Source organism: Streptomyces sp. NPDC045701 (genome assembly GCF_056432045.1).
Genome location: NZ_JBWKJV010000020.1, coordinates 19,455 through 37,411 on the forward strand (window position 1 = coordinate 19,455; position 17,957 = coordinate 37,411).

General features: G+C 74.4%; 16 protein-coding genes. 8 read left to right on the forward strand and 8 right to left on the reverse strand.

The window, feature by feature from the left end; all coding sequences use genetic code 11:
- Nucleotides 1–14: 14 nt before the first annotated feature.
- The 3 genes from AC07DW_RS20975 to AC07DW_RS20985 all read right to left on the reverse strand — a co-directional run bounded on the left by AC07DW_RS20975 (nt 15) and on the right by AC07DW_RS20985 (nt 2,539).
- Nucleotides 15–668 (reverse strand): HD domain-containing protein, encoded by a 654-nt coding sequence (locus tag AC07DW_RS20975; protein WP_478859171.1) that lies wholly within the window; start codon nt 666–668, stop codon nt 15–17.
- Nucleotides 669–906: 238 nt separating this feature from the next.
- Nucleotides 907–1,608 carry a copper homeostasis protein CutC gene (locus AC07DW_RS20980; RefSeq protein ID WP_478859172.1) on the reverse strand — a complete coding sequence of 234 codons (702 nt, stop codon included), beginning with the start codon at nt 1,606–1,608 and terminating at the stop codon, nt 907–909.
- Nucleotides 1,609–1,648: 40 nt separating this feature from the next.
- On the reverse strand, nt 1,649–2,539 hold the full coding sequence (locus AC07DW_RS20985; RefSeq protein ID WP_478859173.1) for a hypothetical protein: 891 nt from the start codon (nt 2,537–2,539) through the stop codon (nt 1,649–1,651).
- Nucleotides 2,540–2,702: 163 nt separating this feature from the next.
- Between AC07DW_RS20985 and AC07DW_RS20990 the strand changes: the two genes are divergently transcribed.
- Nucleotides 2,703–4,955 (forward strand): heavy metal translocating P-type ATPase, encoded by a 2,253-nt coding sequence (locus tag AC07DW_RS20990; RefSeq protein WP_478859174.1) that lies wholly within the window; start codon nt 2,703–2,705, stop codon nt 4,953–4,955.
- Nucleotides 4,956–5,216: 261 nt separating this feature from the next.
- Here AC07DW_RS20990 and AC07DW_RS20995 read toward each other — a convergent pair whose 3' ends face one another.
- The gene (locus tag AC07DW_RS20995; protein WP_478859175.1) at nt 5,217–7,325 is read right to left on the reverse strand and encodes a HelD family protein; all 2,109 of its coding nucleotides are present in this window, start codon (nt 7,323–7,325) and stop codon (nt 5,217–5,219) included.
- Between the two features lie 218 nt (nt 7,326–7,543).
- On the opposite strand from AC07DW_RS20995, the gene AC07DW_RS21000 reads away from it, so the two are divergent.
- A complete protein-coding gene (locus tag AC07DW_RS21000) occupies nt 7,544–7,717 on the forward strand; it encodes a hypothetical protein (RefSeq protein WP_478859176.1) in 174 nt (57 codons plus the stop codon).
- Here the strand turns inward: AC07DW_RS21000 and AC07DW_RS21005 are convergent.
- The 3 genes from AC07DW_RS21005 to AC07DW_RS21015 form a co-directional block, all read right to left on the reverse strand.
- Nucleotides 7,704–9,371 carry a DNA repair helicase XPB gene (locus AC07DW_RS21005; protein WP_478859177.1) on the reverse strand — a complete coding sequence of 556 codons (1,668 nt, stop codon included), beginning with the start codon at nt 9,369–9,371 and terminating at the stop codon, nt 7,704–7,706. The genes AC07DW_RS21000 and AC07DW_RS21005 overlap by 14 nt on opposite strands.
- Nucleotides 9,372–9,553: 182 nt before the next feature.
- Nucleotides 9,554–9,706, reverse strand: a complete 153-nt coding sequence (locus AC07DW_RS21010) for a hypothetical protein (protein ID WP_478859178.1) — start codon at nt 9,704–9,706, stop codon at nt 9,554–9,556.
- Nucleotides 9,707–10,057: 351 nt separating this feature from the next.
- Complete coding sequence (locus AC07DW_RS21015) at nt 10,058–12,679, reverse strand: helicase-associated domain-containing protein (protein WP_478859179.1); 2,622 nt, start codon at nt 12,677–12,679, stop codon at nt 10,058–10,060.
- Between the two features lie 42 nt (nt 12,680–12,721).
- Between AC07DW_RS21015 and AC07DW_RS21020 the strand changes: the two genes are divergently transcribed.
- Together AC07DW_RS21020 and AC07DW_RS21025 are read left to right on the forward strand one after the other, a co-directional pair.
- Nucleotides 12,722–13,681, forward strand: coding sequence for a hypothetical protein (locus AC07DW_RS21020; RefSeq protein WP_478859180.1), 960 nt, complete (start codon nt 12,722–12,724; stop codon nt 13,679–13,681).
- 57 nt (nt 13,682–13,738) lie between these two features.
- Nucleotides 13,739–14,359 carry an HAD family hydrolase gene (locus tag AC07DW_RS21025; RefSeq protein WP_478859181.1) on the forward strand — a complete coding sequence of 207 codons (621 nt, stop codon included), beginning with the start codon at nt 13,739–13,741 and terminating at the stop codon, nt 14,357–14,359.
- On the opposite strand, the gene AC07DW_RS21030 is transcribed toward AC07DW_RS21025, so the two are convergent.
- Entirely contained in the window at nt 14,338–14,586 is a 249-nt protein-coding gene (locus AC07DW_RS21030; protein ID WP_478859182.1) for a hypothetical protein, read from the reverse strand. The genes AC07DW_RS21025 and AC07DW_RS21030 overlap by 22 nt on opposite strands.
- A 187-nt stretch (nt 14,587–14,773) precedes the next feature.
- Here AC07DW_RS21030 and AC07DW_RS21035 point away from each other — a divergent pair, with 187 nt between their 5' ends.
- The 4 genes from AC07DW_RS21035 (at nt 14,774) to AC07DW_RS21050 (ending at nt 17,798) form a co-directional block, all read left to right on the forward strand.
- The gene (locus AC07DW_RS21035) at nt 14,774–15,157 is read left to right on the forward strand and encodes a cold-shock protein (protein ID WP_031073201.1); all 384 of its coding nucleotides are present in this window, start codon (nt 14,774–14,776) and stop codon (nt 15,155–15,157) included.
- Between the two features lie 168 nt (nt 15,158–15,325).
- Nucleotides 15,326–16,129 carry an alpha/beta fold hydrolase gene (locus tag AC07DW_RS21040; RefSeq protein WP_478859183.1) on the forward strand — a complete coding sequence of 268 codons (804 nt, stop codon included), beginning with the start codon at nt 15,326–15,328 and terminating at the stop codon, nt 16,127–16,129.
- Nucleotides 16,129–17,463 (forward strand): PP2C family protein-serine/threonine phosphatase, encoded by a 1,335-nt coding sequence (locus tag AC07DW_RS21045; RefSeq protein WP_478859267.1) that lies wholly within the window; start codon nt 16,129–16,131, stop codon nt 17,461–17,463. The genes AC07DW_RS21040 and AC07DW_RS21045 overlap by 1 nt, the downstream gene beginning before the upstream one ends.
- Nucleotides 17,460–17,798 carry an STAS domain-containing protein gene (locus AC07DW_RS21050; protein WP_478859184.1) on the forward strand — a complete coding sequence of 113 codons (339 nt, stop codon included), beginning with the start codon at nt 17,460–17,462 and terminating at the stop codon, nt 17,796–17,798. The genes AC07DW_RS21045 and AC07DW_RS21050 overlap by 4 nt, the downstream gene beginning before the upstream one ends.
- The last annotated feature ends 159 nt before the right edge of the window (nt 17,799–17,957 follow it).

The window sequence follows — 17,957 nt, forward strand, 5'->3', positions numbered from 1 at the left end:
GTCTCCGGCAGGTCCTACATTCCCGGGCTCTCCAGCAGCTTCAGCTCCGTGGTGAGGTTCTGGCGGGCCCGCTCCTCCCACGCGCGTGCGCCGTGCGGTGTACGGAACAGACGCGGCAGACCCAGCAGCTGCCGCAGCACCGCCGCGCGCCCCTCACGGAACGCGTCGTCCGGCACGAAGGCGTACTCCTCGCGTACGGCGGCGGCGTAGGCGGCGTACGCGTCGGGCGCGGCGGCCAGGATCGCGAGGTCCGCGTCGCACAACACCTCGCCGTTGCGGTCGCCGTCCGCCGGGTCGTGGGTGACCGTGAGCCGGACCAGGCGGGCGACCTCCGCCGTACGGGCCGCGTCGACGCCCAGCTCGGGCAGCGCCCGCTCGGCCAGCCGGGCGCTGCGCTCCTCGTTGGTGGACCGCTCGGGCAGGTACACGGCGTCGTGGAACCAGGCGGCGAGCCGTACGAGGTCGGGGTCGGCCGCGTGGTCCGCCAGCTCGTCGACGTGGTCGAGGACGGCGAGGAGGTGGTCGGTGGTGTGGTACCGCCGCTGGGGCTCGGCCCAGCGGGCGAGGAGGGCGTCGGCGTACCGGTCGGCATGCTCGGCACCACCCACGGCCGATGCCCAGCGGTGGCGGAGGTCGGCATGGGCGGGGTGCTCGGGGAGGGACGCCATGGGGTCATTGTGCCGGGTGCGCACCGGTGCCGGAGCGGGCCTACGGGCGTAGGCGGGCCCGCTGCTGCCGCGGCCCGCCACCCCGGGCGCGGCGCCGATCCCCGGTCCGCCTCCGCGCCCGCACGGGCGCCCGCTGCGACCTCGCGGGCGCCCCGTGGGCCGGACCCGGCGCTGTGCGGTGTGCGTCCGGCCCGGCGGGCGCCACCGTGCCGGGCGCCTCCCGGGCGGGACCGCGCGCTCAGGCCCCCGCGTCGATCGCCGTGCGCCAGGCGCGGACCGCCGTCGGGGAGACCGGGGCGGTCCAGCCGGACGGGCGGGCCGCGCCGCCGATGTGGAAGGCGGTGACGCCGCCCGCGAGGAGCGCCGGGACGTGGCCGAGCCGGAGGCCGCCGCCCACCAGGAGGTCGGGTTCGTACCCCGGTTCGCCGCGCCGGGCGGCGGCGGCCTCGGCCAGCAGGGTGGGCAGGCCCTCGTCGACACCGGCCGCCGAGCCCGCCGTCAGGTAGGTGTCCAGGCCGGGGAGGTCCGCGAGCTGCTTGCGCGCCGCGTCCCGGTCGGCCGCCCGGTCCAGCGCGCGGTGGAACGTCCAGCGGCAGCCCTCCAGCTCGGCCACCAGCCGCTCGACGGTCACCAGGTCCACATGGCCCCCGGCGTCGAGGAAGCCGAGGACGAACTCGTCGGCGCCCTCCTCGCGCAGTTCCCGCGCCACCCGCACCAGCGCCTCGACGTCGCCCGCGGCGAACCCGTCCGTCAGGCGCAGCATCACGCGCAGCGGGATGTCCACGGCGGCGCGGATCCGGCCGTAGGTCTCGCGGGACGGGGTGAGCCCGTCCGCCGCGATGTCCGTGACCAGTTCGAGGCGGTCCGCTCCTCCGGCCTGCGCGGCGATCGCGTCCTCCGCGTCGAGGGCGATCACCTCCAGGACTGCACGGTTGCTCACTGCCGGCTCCATTCGCTACAGGTCTAGTCCAATGGCCACCCTAGTGCGCGTGCACGGTGAAGGCAGCCGTACGCACCTTCCCGCCGTGCTTGAAGTCGAGGAAGAGCCGGTACGCGCCCGGGCTCGGCGCCGTCGCCGTGAACGACACCTCGGGCCCGGCGGGACCCTCGTGCGGGTGGACGTGCAGGTAGGCGAGGTCTCCGGCGCGCAGCGCCACCAGGTGGCCGTACGCGCCCAGGTAGGGCTGGAGGTCGGTGACCGGCCGCCCGCCCCGGCTGACGCGCAGGGTCAGCTCGCTCGCCCGGCCGGGTGCGGGCGCCCCGGCCAGCTCGACCCGGTAGCCGTCGACCTCGGCGACGCGCCCGGCCGCGGGCAGCGCCGCCGGTCGGTACGCGCCCGACACCGCCAGGTCCGCCCCCAGCGTCAGCGCCTCGCCGCCCGCGGGCGTGAAGTCGGCGAACGCCCGGTAGTCCCCGGCCTCGGGCAGCTCGACCGGTGTGGACCAGGTGCCGTCCGCGCCCCGCTCGGGGTGGAGGTGCCGGTACACGGTCAGGTCCCGTGAGGCGAGGACGAGGTGCAGCTCCTTGCCGTGCTCCCGTTCGTACGCCGTCACCGCCCGCCCGTGGGCGTCGGTGATGCGGAACCGCAGCTCGCCGCGGCTCCCGGCCGCGAGCGCGGAGGGCTGGAGGGTCAGGGTGTGGCCGCCCTCCGAGACCTGGAGCCCGCCGGGCGCCCGCGGGGCGGCGGGCGCGTCGTGGTGGCCGTGCGCGGTGGCCGGTGGCTCCTGCTCGCCGTGCGGCGCGTCGTGCCGCACGGCCGGGCGCTCCTCCGCCGCCACGACCGGGCCGACGCCCTTGCCCACCCCGTACGCCGTGCCGAACGTCGCGGCCAGCGCGGCGGCGAATGCGGTGATCTTCACTCCGGTGTTCATGGCGACTCCTTGGTGAGGCGTGTCCGTTGTCGCCAGAATACCCCTGGGGGGTATCAAGTCAAGAGCGGTGATCGCTTGCTTCCTAGTACCCCCTGGGGGTATACCTGTTCCCCATCGGAACGACATACCCTGTCGGGGTATCAATCGGCGAGGAGCAGCACTCATGAGCACCCCCACGACGACGACACCCGGCCCCGCCGCCGAGGTCGAGCTCGCCATCGGCGGCATGACCTGCGCCTCGTGCGCGGCCCGCATCGAGAAGAAGCTCAACCGGATGGACGGCGTCACCGCGACCGTCAACTACGCCACCGAGAAGGCCAAGGTCGCGTACGCCGACGGGGTACGGGTGGCCGACCTCATCGCCACCGTCGAGGCGACCGGGTACACCGCCCGGGAACCGGCACCCCCGGAACCCGAGGACCGCCGGGAGGAGCCGGCGGACGAACTGCGCCCGCTGCGGCAGCGCCTGGTCACGGCCGTCGTCCTCTCCGTACCCGTCATCGCGATGGCGATGGTCCCGGCCCTCCAGATCGAGTACTGGCAGTGGCTCTCCCTCACCCTCGCCGCGCCCGTCGTCACCTACGCCGCCTGGCCGTTCCACCGCGCCGCCTGGACCAACGCGCGGCACGGCGCCGCCACGATGGACACCCTCATCTCGGTCGGCACGTCGGCCGCGTTCCTCTGGTCGCTGTGGGCCCTGTTCTTCGGCACGGCGGGTACGCCCGGCATGACGCACCCCTTCGAGTTCACCATCGCCCGCACCGACGGCGCCGGGAACATCTACCTGGAGGCGGCGGCCGGTGTCACCGCCTTCATCCTGGCCGGCCGCTACTTCGAGGCGCGCTCCAAGCGCAAGGCGGGCGCCGCGCTGAAGGCGCTGCTGGAGCTGGGCGCGAAGGACGTCACCGTCCTGCGCGGTGGCCGCGAGGTCCTCGTCCCGACCGCCGAACTGCGGGTCGGCGACCGTTTCCTCGTCCGGCCCGGCGAGAAGATCGCCACGGACGGCAGGGTCGTCGAAGGCACCTCCGCCGTGGACGCCTCCATGCTCACGGGCGAGTCCGTGCCGGTCGAGGTGGGCACCGGCGACCCGGTCACCGGCGCCACCCTCAACGCGGGCGGCCGGCTGGTCGTCGAGGCCACCCGGATCGGAGCCGACACCCAGCTGGCCCGCATGGCGAAGCTGGTGGAGGACGCCCAGAACGGCAAGGCCGCCGCGCAGCGCCTCGCCGACCGGATCTCCGCCGTCTTCGTGCCGGTCGTCATCGGCCTCGCGCTCGCCACGCTCGGCTTCTGGCTCGGCACCGGCGCGGGCCTGACCGCCGCGTTCACCGCCGCCGTCGCCGTACTGATCATCGCCTGCCCCTGCGCGCTCGGCCTGGCGACCCCGACGGCGCTCATGGTCGGTACCGGACGCGGCGCGCAGCTCGGCATCCTGATCAAGGGCCCGGAGGTCCTGGAGACCACCCGCCGGGTGGACACGATCGTCCTCGACAAGACCGGCACCGTCACCACCGGCCGGATGACCCTGATCGGGATCCACACCGCCGAAGGGACCGACGAGCGTGACGTCCTGCGCCTCGCGGGAGCCCTGGAGCACGCCTCCGAGCACCCCATCGCCAAGGCGGTGGCCACCGGGGCGGCCGAGCGCGTCGGTACGCTCCCCACCCCCGAGGACTTCGCCGGCGTCGCGGGCCTCGGCGTCCAGGGAGTGGTGGGCGGCCACGCGGTACTGGTCGGGCGGGAGCAACTGCTGAAGGAGTGGGCCATCGAGCTGCCGGCCGCGCTGGGGCGCGCCAGGCAGCAGGCCGAGGCGGCCGGCCGGACCGCCATCGCCGTCGCCTGGGACGGCGAGGCGCGGGCGGTCCTGGAGGTCGCCGACGCCGTCAAGGACACCAGCGCCGAGGCGATCACCCGCCTGCGTGCCCTGGGCCTCACGCCGATCCTGCTCACCGGCGACAACCGGGCCGTCGCCGAGGCGGTCGCCGCCGAGGTCGGCATCGACGAGGTGTACGCGGAGGTCATGCCCGAGGACAAGGTCGACGTGGTCAAGCGCCTCCAGGCGGAGGGCCGGTCGGTGGCCATGGTCGGCGACGGGGTCAACGACGCGGCGGCCCTCGCCCAGGCCGACCTGGGGCTGGCCATGGGCACCGGTACGGACGCCGCCATCGAGGCGGGCGACCTCACGCTCGTACGCGGCGACCTGCGCGCCGCCGCCGACGCGATCCGCCTCTCGCGCCGCACCCTCGCCACGATCAAGGGCAACCTGTTCTGGGCCTTCGCCTACAACGTCGCCGCCCTGCCGCTCGCCGCGGCCGGTCTGCTCAACCCCATGATGGCGGGCGCGGCCATGGCGTTCTCGTCGGTGTTCGTGGTCGGCAACAGCCTGCGCCTGCGGGGCTTCCAGCCGGCGGCGTGACGCCCGCCCGGGGGCTCGCGCCCCCGGGTGCCCCCGGCCCCGAGGGGCCCGCGCCGGGTGGTCCGGGCCGGTATGCCTGGCCGGATGCCGGGGCCTCGCGGGACCCCCGGCCCGCCCCGGAGGGGGCCATCCCCATGGAGCGGCCCCCAACGGCAACCGGTGCCCGGACGGGCGACCACCGCGCCCGGGACCCGGGGTTCGTGGGGGCGAGAGCCCCGACGGCGCGTGCCCGGCGCCGGGGGCGACGGGGCGCCCGCCCCGTCAGGCGCCCAGCTGCGGCGGGAGCGGGGCCGCGTGGAGCACCGTGAGGCCGGAGACCGCCCTGGTGAGCGCCACGTACAGGCGGCGCAGGCCGGTGCGCTCGTCGGGCTCGCCGTCGACGACGGCCGCCGGCTCGTCCAGGACGACGTAGTCGTACTCCAGGCCCTTCGCCAGCGACGCGGGGACCAGGGTCAGGCGGGACTCCTGGGTCGTCTCCTCGCCCGGCGACAGCCACGCCAGGCCCGCTTCCCGCAGCGCCTCGGCCAGCACAGGCACGCGCGCGTCCGCCGCGATGAGGCCGATCGACCCCTCGTGGCGGAGCGCGGCGCGGCACGCCGACACCACCGACGCCGACAGGTCCTCCGCCCGGCACGGGACGATCTCCAGCGAGCCCGGCGACTCACGTACCGACCGCACCTCCGCCAGCCCCGGCGACATGTGGGGGAGCAGCCGAGACGCGTACGCGATCACCTCGCGCGGCACGCGGAAACCGGCGGTCAGCTCCTCCACCACCGCGTCCGGCTTGCCCAGGTGCGCCAGCGCCTCCGCCCAGCTCGCCGTCGCCCACGGGGTCGTGCCCTGCGCCAGGTCGCCCAGCACCGTCGCCGAACCGGTCGAGCAGCGCCGCCCCACGGCGCGGTACTGCATCGGCGACAGGTCCTGCGCCTCGTCCAGGACCACATGACCCAGCGACGGGGTGCGCTCCACCAGGTCGGCCGCCTCGTCGATCAGCACCGCGTCCGCCGCCGACCACTTCGCGGACCTCACCGAGCGCGGCGGCTTCGCCCACAGCACGGCCTTCTGCTCATCGGCGGTCAGCACCCCGTCCGCGTGCTCGGCCAGGAACGCGGCGTCCGACAGCAGCCGCAGCACCAGCTTCGCCGGGTCGACGGCCGGCCACACCGCCTTGACGACCGCCTTCACCGCCGCGTTCCTGGCCACCGCGTCCTGCACCCGGTCGTCGGGCGCCTCGCCCGCCTGCTCCATCCGCACCAGCACCGTGTGCGCGATCCGCTGCGGCAGGGCGTCCCGCGCGGCCCCGTACCGGATGTCCCGGTCCAGCAACTCGCGGACGATCTCCTCCAGTTCGTACGCCGGCACCCGCCAGCGCCGCGACCCGCGCACCACCATCAGCGGCTCGGTGGGCGGCGTCACGTGCGACCGCACCGCCCGCCGCAGCACCTCCGCCATCCGGGCGTCGCCCTTGACGACGGCCGCCGTCGGGTCGTCCTCGCCCCGCACCTCGACGTGCGCGACCAGGTCGCCGACCGTCGCCTGCTTCACCTCCAGCTCGCCCAGCGCGGGCAGCACCTGCTCGATGTAGTGGAGGAAGGACCGGTTCGGCCCGATGACCAGCGTGCCGGTGCGGGCGAGCCGCTCCCGGTGCGCGTACAGCAGGTACGCCACCCGGTGCAGGCCCACCGCCGTCTTGCCGGTGCCCGGCCCTCCCTGGACGCAGACGGAGCCGGACAGGCCGCTGCGGACGATCTCGTCCTGCTCGGGCTGGATCGTCGCCACGATGTCCCGCATGGGGCCGACGCGCGGCCGTTCGATCTCGGCCTGGAGCAGGCGGGACGTCGTCTCCGCCTCCGCCGGGTCGGACAGGTGCTCGTCCTCGTACGCGGTCAGCTCCCCGCCCGTGTACCCGAACCGCCGCCGCAGCGCGACGTCCTGCGGGTCCTTCTTCGACGCACGGTAGAACGGCTGCGACACCGGCGCGCGCCAGTCGACGACCATCGGGTCGCCGTCCGCGTCGTGGACGTGCCGCCGCCCGATGTAGAACTTCTGGCCCTCCTGCGTGGTGTGCAGGTAGTCCAGCCGCCCGAAGAACAGCGGGGTGTGCGACAGGTCGGCGAGCGCCTTGATCCGCTCGTCGATCTGCGCCGACAGCACGGCGGCGTTGACCCAGTTCGCCGTGACGTCGCGGATGTCGAGGGCCTGGACGTCCTCGCGCATGGTGCGCAGGGCGGCGCGCGAGGCGGCGAGGTGGGCACGCTCCTGAGCGAGCGGATCGGGCACGGCGAAGCCTCCGGGGGTCGTACGCGGGGTGACGGCGGGCCGGCCGGTTTCCGACCGGCGGGCGGCGCTCCACGAGAGGGAGGCGGGCAAGGTCGGCGATTCTAGCGACCCGCCGGGGAGCGGGCGACCGAATATCCGCCGCGCCCGCCGCCGCCCCCGCGACGCCCGCGCCCGCGAGCCCCCGTGCGACGCTCGCGCCCGAGTCCGTCCCGTAGGGGATGCCGTATGCCTGGAGTCGTACGGGGACGGCGCCGGGGTTCGGTCTGCGGACCGATGTACCGCCCGGGCGCGGAAACCATCATGGAGACATGACCACAACCATCTTCCACCACGCCTCCGGCGCCACCGCCCTGGGCGCGGCCCCGCACCCCGCCCACCGCCTCGGCAACGCCCTGCGCGCGATCAGGGTGTTCGCCGAAGCGGCGTTCGGGGTCGTCGTCCTCGGCGAGTTCGCCGAGGAGGCCGGCGTCAGGCGCCGCTGAGATCCGGGTCCGCGTCCTGCGCGAGCAGCTCGTCCGCGTCGACGATCCGGTACGCGTACCCCTGCTCCGCCAGGAACCGCTGCCGGTGCGCCGCGAAGTCCTGGTCGATCGTGTCCCGCGCGACCACCGAGTAGAAGTGCGCCTGGTGCCCGTCCGCCTTCGGACGCAGCACCCGGCCGAGGCGCTGCGCCTCCTCCTGGCGTGATCCGAAGGTGCCCGACACCTGGATGGCGACGGTCGCCTCCGGCAGGTCGATCGAGAAGTTCGCCACCTTGGAGACCACCAGCACGCTGATCTCCCCCTGCCGGAACGCCTCGAAGAGCTTCTCGCGCTGCGCGTTCGGCGTCTCGCCCTTGATCACCGGCGCGCCCAGGTGCTCACCCAGCTCGTCGAGCTGGTCGATGTACTGGCCGATGACCAGGATCTGCTGGCCCGCGAACTTCCGCACCAGCGCCTCCGCGACCTTCTGCTTGGTCGCGGTCGTCGCGCAGAACCGGTACTTCTCCTCCGTCTCGGCGGTCGCGTACGCGAGCCGCTCGGTGTCCGTGAGGTTCACCCGGACCTCGACGCAGTCGGCGGGCGCGATGTAGCCCTGGGCCTCGATCTCCTTCCACGGGGCGTCGAAACGCTTGGGCCCGATGAGGGAGAAGACGTCCGACTCGCGGCCGTCCTCGCGCACCAGCGTCGCGGTCAGGCCGAGCCGCCGCCGCGCCTGGAGGTCGGCGGTGAACTTGAAGACCGGCGCGGGCAGCAGGTGCACCTCGTCGTAGACGATCAGGCCCCAGTCGCGGGAGTCGAACAGCTCCAGGTGCGGGTAGACGCCCTTCCGCCTGGTCGTCAGCACCTGGTAGGTGGCGATGGTGACGGGGCGGATCTCCTTCTTCGTCCCGCTGTACTCGCCGATCTCGTCCTCGGTCAGGGACGTCCGCTTCACCAGCTCGTGCTTCCACTGGCGGGCGGAGACGGTGTTGGTCACCAGGATCAGGGTCGTGGCCTTGGCCTTGGCCATGGCGCCCGCCCCGACGAGGGTCTTGCCCGCTCCGCAGGGCAGGACGACGACGCCCGACCCGCCGTGCCAGAAGCCCTCGACGGCCTGCTGCTGGTACGGGCGCAGCGCCCAGCCGTCCTCGGCCAGGTCGATCCGGTGCGCCTCGCCGTCCACGTAACCGGCGAGGTCCTCGGCCGGCCAGCCCAGCTTCAGCAACGTCTGCTTGATCTGGCCGCGCTCGGAGGGGTGCACGGCGACCGTGTCCGCGTCGATGCGGTCACCGACGAGCGGCTGGACCTTCCTGGAGCGGAGGATCTCCTCCAGAACCGGCCGGTCGGTGGTGGTGAGGACCAGGCCGTGCGTGGGGTGCTTGGAGAGCGTGAGCCGCCCGTAGCGGGCCATCGTCTCGGCGACGTCCACGAGCAGGGCGTGCGGCACCGGGTAGCGGGAGAACTCGACCAGCGCGTCGACGACCTGCTCGGCGTCGTGTCCGGCGGCCCGCGCGTTCCACAGGCCGAGCGGGGTGACCCGGTAGGTGTGGATGTGCTCGGGTGCGCGCTCCAGCTCCGCGAAGGGAGCGATGGCGCGGCGGCAGGCGTCGGCCCGCTCGTGGTCGACTTCGAGCAGGAGCGTCTTGTCGCTCTGGACGATCAGGGGTCCGTTCACGCCTCACCCTTTCCTGGCGGCCGCGGTCTGTGGCCAAACATCCAGTGTCGCGCATCGGCGGCGGAAGCGGCCGGGCCGTGCGGGATGAGGAGCGGCACACCGGGGCGGGGAACGGACCCGGACGCCGGTGTCTCACCGGCCACGGTCCGTCGTGACCGGTGAGGGGCCGGCGGGCCGCCGGGTCAGATCAGGGGGCTGGTGAACAGTGGGCCCTCGATCTGGAGGTCGGCCAGCGGGCCGCCGATCGGCGGGAGGGTGGAGGCGGCGGCCGGGGTGGCCAGGGCGGTGAACAGCAGGGCGGCGCCCGTCAGGAGGAGGGCGATGCGTCGGCTCATCTCGAGTCGGTCCTTTCTCGGCTGCGGCAGCGGACCGGGCCCGCACCTTCCGTGGTGGTGCGGGCCCGGTCGCGTCGGGGGGACGGGCGGTCAGAGGGTGATGCCGCCGCCGAGATCGATGCCGATCGCGGCGGCCTGGGTGGTGAGCGCGGAGAGGAACGCGGCGGTGGTCAGCAGGACGGTGGTGACTCGGCGCATCGGGACGACCTCTTTCGGTGCGGTGCCGTTCGGGACGTCCGGTGGCTGCCCGCGACCCGCCGGGGGAATGCGGAAGGTCCCCCTGAGGTGGGGTGTCGGTCACTCACGGGCGGGAAATCCGCCGCCCGTGCGCATGATCCGGGGCCGGGCGGGTCAGGTGGCGTCGTCGGCCAGCTCGGCGACGCCCGTGATGCGGTGCAGCGGGTAGGTGCGGACCTCGTCGGCGGTGTGGTCGTACGCGGTGACGAAGCCGCCCTCCACCCGGACCGGGGCGATGACGCGCTGGCTGGCCGCGCCGTCGGCGTTGACGTAGCCGATCCAGACGGCCGAGCCGGTCATCGCGGCGGCCTGGACTGTGGCGAGGGTCTCGGCGGCCGAGGTCCGGGGCGGCGCGCCGTCGCCGCTTCCGGCGGAGCCGGCCGGCTCGTCCTTGCGGACGACCGTCGTGGCGAGGTCACCGGCGCGGATCGCCCGCACGGCGGCGCCCAGCAGCGTGGCGTCCGGCTCCGGCGGACCCTCCGGCACCGGCGCGGGCGCCGTGCGCGCCGGGGTGCGGTACGCGTGCGCCCGGGTGATCAGGACGTCCCCCTCCGCCGACTCGGCCGCCGGGGCGAAGCCCATGGACCGCAGCCCCTCCAGCAGCGTCGCCGGGTCGGCCTGGGCGGCCAGCACGGTGGGCGCCAGGCGCCGCAGCCGCAGGGGCGCCGACCGCTTGTCGGCGAGGATCTCGCCCAGCACGGCGTCGTCGTCGCAGCGTACGTAGGCGGAGGCGGCGCCGACCCGGAGGTGGCCGTGCCTGCGGGCGACGTCGTCGATGAGGTACGCGAGCGGCTGCGGGACGGGCGTGCGGGAGTGGGCCGCCAGGAAGGCGTGCAGGTCGGCGGCGGCCTGCCCGGCGTCCAGGGCGCGGCGCACCGAGCCCGGCGTGAAGCGGTACACGGTCGCGCCGCCCTTGGACTCGACGTCCGCGAGCACGGCCAGCATGTCGGCGAGCGGGCGTCGCAGCGGGCCGGGTGCGACGGCCGTGAGGTCGGCCTGGAGCAGGACGTGGTCGACCGGTTCGGGCATCAGCGGCGCCAGGAGCGCGGCGGCGCCCGCGTGGTCGGCGACGGCGGTGTGGGCCGCGCGGCGGCCGCCGAACGTGTCGGAGCCCTCACCGGTCGCGGGGGCGGGCACGTGCACGGCGGCCGTGCGCGGGTGCTCCGGCGCGTGCGCCACCGGGTGCCGCGTGCCGGGGGCCGGTGCCTCCGGCAGCAGGGCGCGGCCGTGGGCCGACAGGGCGCCCCGCCCGGTCACCCCGAGCAGCTCGGCCTCCGTCAGCGTCCAGCTCGCCAGGCGGGCCCGCAGGTCGCTGCCGGTCTCCCGCGCGGCGCCCCGCAGTGGGCGTTCCCACCGCAGCCGGGCCAGCAGCGTCTCGGGGTCGGGGGACGCCCCGGCCGGGAGCCCGGCCAGCAGCGTCAGCACCCGGCGGCGCACCTCCGGCGCGGCGCCCCGGTCGAGGTCCGGCCCGAGCGCGGCGAGCGTGCGGCCCTTGGTGTCCTGGGAGCCCACCAGGCCGGATGTGCGCGTCGCGGCCAGCCACGCCCCGGCGAGCCGCGCCCACCGCTCGGCGGCGGGCAGGGCGAGCCAGTCGTCGTACGCGGGTGTCGGCGCGAACCGCTCGTCGGCCTCGCCGTCCGGCGCGATCAGCCCCGCGCCGTACGCCACCTCCAGCCAGAACGCGGCCACGTGTTCGGTGACGTCCAGTGCCGTGGCGGTGCGCTTGAGGTCCCGTACGGACATGCCGCCGGCGCGCAGGACGGCCGGGCCGCCCTCGTTCCACTCCTTGGCGAGTTCCTCGACGGTGGCGAGCGCGGTGTACGCCTGGCCCGCCGCCGCGCTGTCCACGACCTGTGGACGGTACTCGCGGGACGGCGTGACGGCGGGTGCCACCGGCTCGGGCACCCGGTGCGCGCGCCCGGCGCGCAGGTGCAGGGCCGCCTCGCGCGGCAGTACCACCGTGCGGGCCGTCGCGGGCAGCAGCAGGCCCCGGTCGCGCAGCCAGCGCACCGGCGGCGTCGGATTGGGCGTCACCTCGCCGTACGGCGGTCCCCACACCAGCCGGTCCAGTACGCCCAGCGCTTCCATCGGCGCGGTGTCGAGCAGCTCGCCCATCCGTTCCCGGTCGGTGAACAGGTTCGTCAACGCGGCGACCGCCGACACCGGATCGTGTGTCGTCGGCAGCCCCGCCGTCGCGATGATCTCCTGCAACCGGGTCGGCGACATGCCGGCCGTCGCCTCGGCGACCGTCGGGCCGAGGCCCGTGGGCGAGGGGTGCTGCGGCGAGGGCGCCAGCAGTTCGCGGGCGGTCCGCACCAGGCGCAGCCGCTCGTCGTCGCCCCACACCAAAGCCTGTTCGCGCAGCAGCCCGACCGCGCGCGGGAGCGCCGCCTCGACGTCCGCGTCGCCCTCGTCACCGGCCATCAACCCGAACAGCACCCGGTACGGGGCCGGGTCCGGCGCCACCGCGAGCGCCTCGGCGGTCTGGAGCGTGAACCGGTCGAGCCGCTCCAGCGCCCGGACGACGGAGGCGCGGGTCCCGGCCCGGGTGGCCAGCTGTGTCAGGTCGCCCGGTACCGGAACCAGCAGGTCGGGGCGGGCGCGCAGCAGCACGGCCAGGCCCTCGTCGCCGCGGGTCCGCAGCGCTTCCGCGAGGGTGCGCGGAGCCGCCGTACCGCCATTGCCTTCGGTCCCTGCGGCCACGTGCGCCTCCCGATCGAGCTCACCGGTCCCCATCCGGACCACGTTAGCCCCTGCGCAGGCGCTAACGTCGTGACGGTGGGGATCGAGAGCGACCAGCTGGTCTTCGACTACCTGAGCCGGGTGGGTGACCTGGCCCAGCAACGGCAGCTGTCCTCGCAGACGCGGATGCGGCTCGTGGCCTCGCTGCGCGGCGAGATCGACAGCCGGCGGGCCAAGGACGACAGCCCGGGCGCGGTGCGGGGCATCCTGGCCGCCCTCGGCACGCCGGACGAGGTCGTCACCGCGGCGGTGTCGGGCGCGCCGAGGACACCGGAGGCGCCGGGACGGTCCGCCGTGCCGGAGCAGCGCACACCGCGCACGCGGTTCCGCCGCCGCGCGGAAGCCGCCCCGGACGTGCCGCCCACGCGCGGGACGCCCGCCTCCGAGGCGTGGAGTCCGCACCTGGCCGGGATGGACGAGGTCGGCGCGTCGGTCGAGCAGCCGGACTGGTGGCGGGTCGAGGAGGGGGCGTTCGGGGGCGCGGACGGCGTGCCGCCGGGGTTCCGGGGCGGGGTCGAGATCCCCGACATGCTGAAACCCCCGCCCGTGGAGGATCCCGCCCCGGAGCAGGAGGCCGACCCGGAGCCGCCGTCGCCGCCCGGTGCCGCGTCCCCGGCGCCGCCGCGCCGCCGCCTGTCCTGGCCGCTGCCGCCGCTGCGGTTGGGCCACCCGATGCTGGTGGGCGCGGCGCTGCTGCTGGTCGCCGGTGTCGTCCTCGGCTCGTGGCTCGCGCTCCTGGGCGGCTGGCTCGTCGCGTACGCCTCCGGCCGCCTCAGCCGCAGGGAGGCGAAGCTGGCGGTGTTCGGGCTGCCGGGCGCGGTCGCCGCGGGCGTCGCGGTCTGGCTGTGGGGCCGCGTCGCCGGCCGCTGGGGCGACCCGATCCCGCCGGGCGGCGACGCCCTGGGCGAGGCGCTCGCCGCCGCCTGGCCCTGGACCCTCCGCGCGGCGGCCCTCGCCTCCGCCGTCTTCCTCCTCTGGCGGGCCCGCCGTAGCTGACGCCCGGGGACGTCTGCCCCCGCCGGCGCGGCGGGGGCAGACCGCACAATGGCTCGCATGGTCTCCCCGCTGACGGTCGGCTTCGACCTGGACATGACGCTGATCGACTCACGCCCCGGCATCCACGCCGCCTACCGGGCGCTGTCCGCCGAGACGGGCGTGTGGATCGACGCCGACCTGGCCGTCACCCGCCTCGGGCCGCCCCTGGAGCAGGAACTCGCGCACTGGTTCCCGGCCGACCGGATCCGGGAGACGGGCGACCGGTACCGGGAGATCTACCCCGCGTACGCGATCGAGCCGACGCTCGCGATGCCCGGCGCGCGGGAGACGATTCACGCCGTTCGCGCGGCGGGCGGCCGGGCGGTCGTCGTCACGGCCAAGCACGAGCCGAACGCCAAGCTGCACCTCGCCCACCTGGGCATCGAGCCGGACGCGGTGATCGGCCGGCTGTGGGCCGAGGCCAAGGCGGAGGCGCTGCGCGAGCACGGCGCGCGGGTGTACGTCGGCGACCACACCGGCGATGTGCGCGGCGCCCGCGCGGCCGGCGCCCTCGCCGTCTCCGTACCCACCGGGCCGTGCGACGCGGACGAGCTGCGGGCGGCCGGCGCGGATGTCGTCCTGCCCGACCTGACGGCCTTCCCCGCCTGGTGGGACGCCTACAGGGCGGAGTTCGCCTGACGGCGCTGCGCGGCGATCGAGCGCAGCACACCGGCGCCCGCGATCAGGAAACCGACGCCCATCAGCATGCAGACGGCGTACGCGACCGGCGGGAACGGGTCGGTGCCGAGGAACAGCGGGGCCACCGTGACGAGAGTGGCCACGGCGCCGACGATGAAGACGATCCCGCCGGCACGGACGAGACCGTCACCGGGGGCGGAGCCGCTCGCGGGGGTTTCACTATGCATTCGGCCAGGGTAGTTCCCTGGCCGGAGGAACGGACCGGGGACGTCTTGTCAGCAGCCGCCGGACCATTAGCCTTGGGGCGATGGGGGTGCCCCGAGCGAGGCCGAGAGTTTCGGGGAGGGCCCGAGCGGCCCGCTGTAGTGCTATCCGCAGCCAGTTTTCTTATCGAGTACGAGGACGAGGACAGACGTGCCTACCGGCAAGGTCAAGTGGTTCAACAGCGAGAAGGGCTTCGGCTTTCTCTCCCGTGACGACGGCGGCGACGTCTTCGTGCACTCGTCGGTGCTCCCTGCCGGGGTGGACGCCCTCAAGCCGGGCCAGCGCGTGGAGTTCGGCGTGGTCGCCGGTCAGCGCGGCGATCAGGCGCTTTCGGTGACGGTGCTCGACCCGACTCCGTCGGTCGCCGCGGCGCAGCGGCGCAAGCCGGACGAGCTGGCGTCGATCGTGCAGGACCTGACGACGCTGCTGGAGAACATCACTCCGATGCTGGAGCGCGGCCGCTACCCCGACAAGGTCCACGGCAAGAAGATCGCCGGTTTGCTGCGGGCGGTGGCGGACCAGTTGGACGTCTGACCCGTCCGAACGCGTACGGACTCGTCCGTACGACGGCGCATCCCGGCCGAGGGGCGGCACCCGCCCCTCGGCCGTCGCACGTCCGGTCCGCCGAACGGGCCGTCGCGTCGGGCGGGCGGTGAAGAGGTGCCGTCCGGAGCGGCGGGCGGAGCCTGAGAGACTGGCTGGATGGATGCCATCCGCAGGAACAACGTCAACGTCGTGGGCAACCCGCAGGGTCCCGTGGTGGTACTGGCTCACGGGTTCGGGTGCGACCAGAACATGTGGCGGTTGACGGTGCCCGCCCTGGCCCGGGACTACCGCGTGGTGCTCTTCGACTACGTGGGTTCGGGCCGCGCCGACCCGGCCGCGTTCTCCGAGGAGCGTTACGGCTCCCTGGACGGGTACGCCCGGGACGTGGTCGAGGTGTGTGAGGCCCTCGACCTGCGGGACGCCGTGTTCGTGGGGCACTCGGTGAGCGCGATGATCGGTGTGCTGGCGGCGGAAGCGGCTCCGGAGCGGATCGGCGCACTGGTGATGGTCGCGCCGTCTCCCCGGTACATCGACGACGAGGGCTACCGCGGTGGGTTCAGCGCCGAGGACATCGACGAGCTGCTGGAGTCGCTGGAGTCGAACTACCTGGGGTGGTCGGCGGCGATGGCTCCGGTGATCATGGGCAACGAGGAGCGGCCCGAGCTCGGTGAGGAGCTGAAGAACAGTTTCTGCGCCACCGACCCGGACATGGCGCGTGTCTTCGCCCGGACCACGTTCCTGTCCGACTCCAGGGACGACGTGCGGACCGTGAAGGTGCCGACGCTGGTGCTGGAATGCACCCAGGACGCCATCGCTCCCCGGGAAGTGGGCGCCTTCGTCCACCGGGCGATACCCGGTTCGACACTGGTCACCCTGGACGCGACCGGTCACTGCCCGCACCTGTCCGCCCCCGAGGCCACCAACGAGGCGATCACCGGGTTCTTGGCCGGCCTGCGATGATGTGCCGCACCGGGCAGCAGCCCGACCCGCAGGACGCCGGCGGAGGAGGGGGTGGGGGCGGCGGCGGGGGCGGGGGCGACGAGCCGACAGCGACCGCGGCGTTCGCCGCACTGCTGGAGGACGACCCGGAGGAACTGTACGACTCCGCTCCGTGCGGGTATCTGTCCACGCTGATGGACGGCACCATCGCGAAGATCAACGCCACGCTGCTCACCTGGCTCGGTCTGGAGCGCAGGGCGGTGGTGGGCCGGATGCGGTTCACCGATCTGCTGACCGTGGGCGGCAAGCTGTACCACGAGACGCACTTCGCTCCGCTCCTGCGCATGCAGGGCGAGATCAGCGGGATCGCCCTGGACATCAAGCAGGCCGACGGCGGCCGGATACCGGTCCTGGTGTCGTCCGTGGTCAAGCAGGGCAGCACCGGTGATCCCCTGCTGATCCGCACCAACGTCTTCGACGCCCGCGACCGCCGTGCCTACGAAGAGGAACTCCTGCGCAGCCGCAAGGCGGCCGAGGAGGCGCGCAAACAGGCGGAGGCCGAACGTGCCCGCGTGCAGGAAGCCCTCGCCGTGCTCCAGCGGTCGCTCGTGCCCGACACCCTGCCGACGCTCCCGGGAGTGGAGACGGCGGCGTACTACCACACCGCCTCCCCCGACCGGCTCGGCGGCGACTTCTACGACGTCTTCCCCATCGACGGCAAGCGGTTCGCCTTCTTCCTGGGCGACGTCTGCGGCAAGGGCCCCCAGGCCGCGGCGGTCACCTCACTGACCCGCTACACCCTGCGCGCCGCCGCCCTGCACGACCCCGATCCCGTCGCCGCCCTGACCACTCTCAACAAGGTGCTGCACGAGCGGTACGCCGGCAGCGGCGATCCCCGCTACTGCACCGCCGTGTTCGGCACGATGGAACCCGATCCCGCGACCGGACACGTCGACGTCCACCTCGCCTCGGGCGGCCACCCGCCGGCGCTGGTCCTGCGCGCCGGAGGCACGGCCGACTACCTGCCCACCCCCGGCGGCCTCCTCGTCGGCATCCTGCCCACCGCACGCTTCACCACCGCCACCACCACCCTGGCACCCGGCGACACCCTCCTGCTCTACACCGACGGTCTCCCCGAGGCCCGCACCGGCGAGGACCGGACGAGCCTGTACGGCGACGAGGCCCTGCTCGCCTTCGCCGCCGAGTGTGCCGGTGAACCTCCCCACGCCGTCATCCACGCCCTGACCGGCCTGCTGGACCACCTCGGCGACGGCCTCGACGACGACACCGCCCTGCTCGCCCTCGGCGCACCCGCCCACCCCGCCACCGGCCCGACGACGAGAATCACCGCATGAGCTCGCTGAAGATCACCGTCCGAGACGCCCCGACCGGTCCCGTTCTGGAGATCGCCGGTGAACTCGACTACGTCACCGCCGCCGGATTGCGCGAGAAACTCACCACGCTCGGCCTCCAGCCGGGTCAGCGGCTCGTCCTGGACCTGGCCGGCATGCTCTTCTGCGACTCCAGCGGCATCACCGCCCTGATCGCCGCCCGCGGCCACGCCCAGGCCGCGCAGGCCGACGTCGCGCTCGCCGCGGTGCCCGCTCGCACCCAGCGTGTGCTGCACATCGTCGGGCTCGACCAGATCTTCGCCCTGTACCCCGACAGCGACACCGCCACCCGTTCCTGACCCCCAATCACGTCCCATTCGGGGGAGGGGCTGAAAATCCTCTCAGTCGCCAGAGCGTGGGTGATTTGCCGGGGGTTGTCTTCTCCGAGGTCATTTTATTTCGTCTTTGGGCACACTTGCAGAACTGATGAAAGGTCAAGAGGACGCCCGAACGAGGGT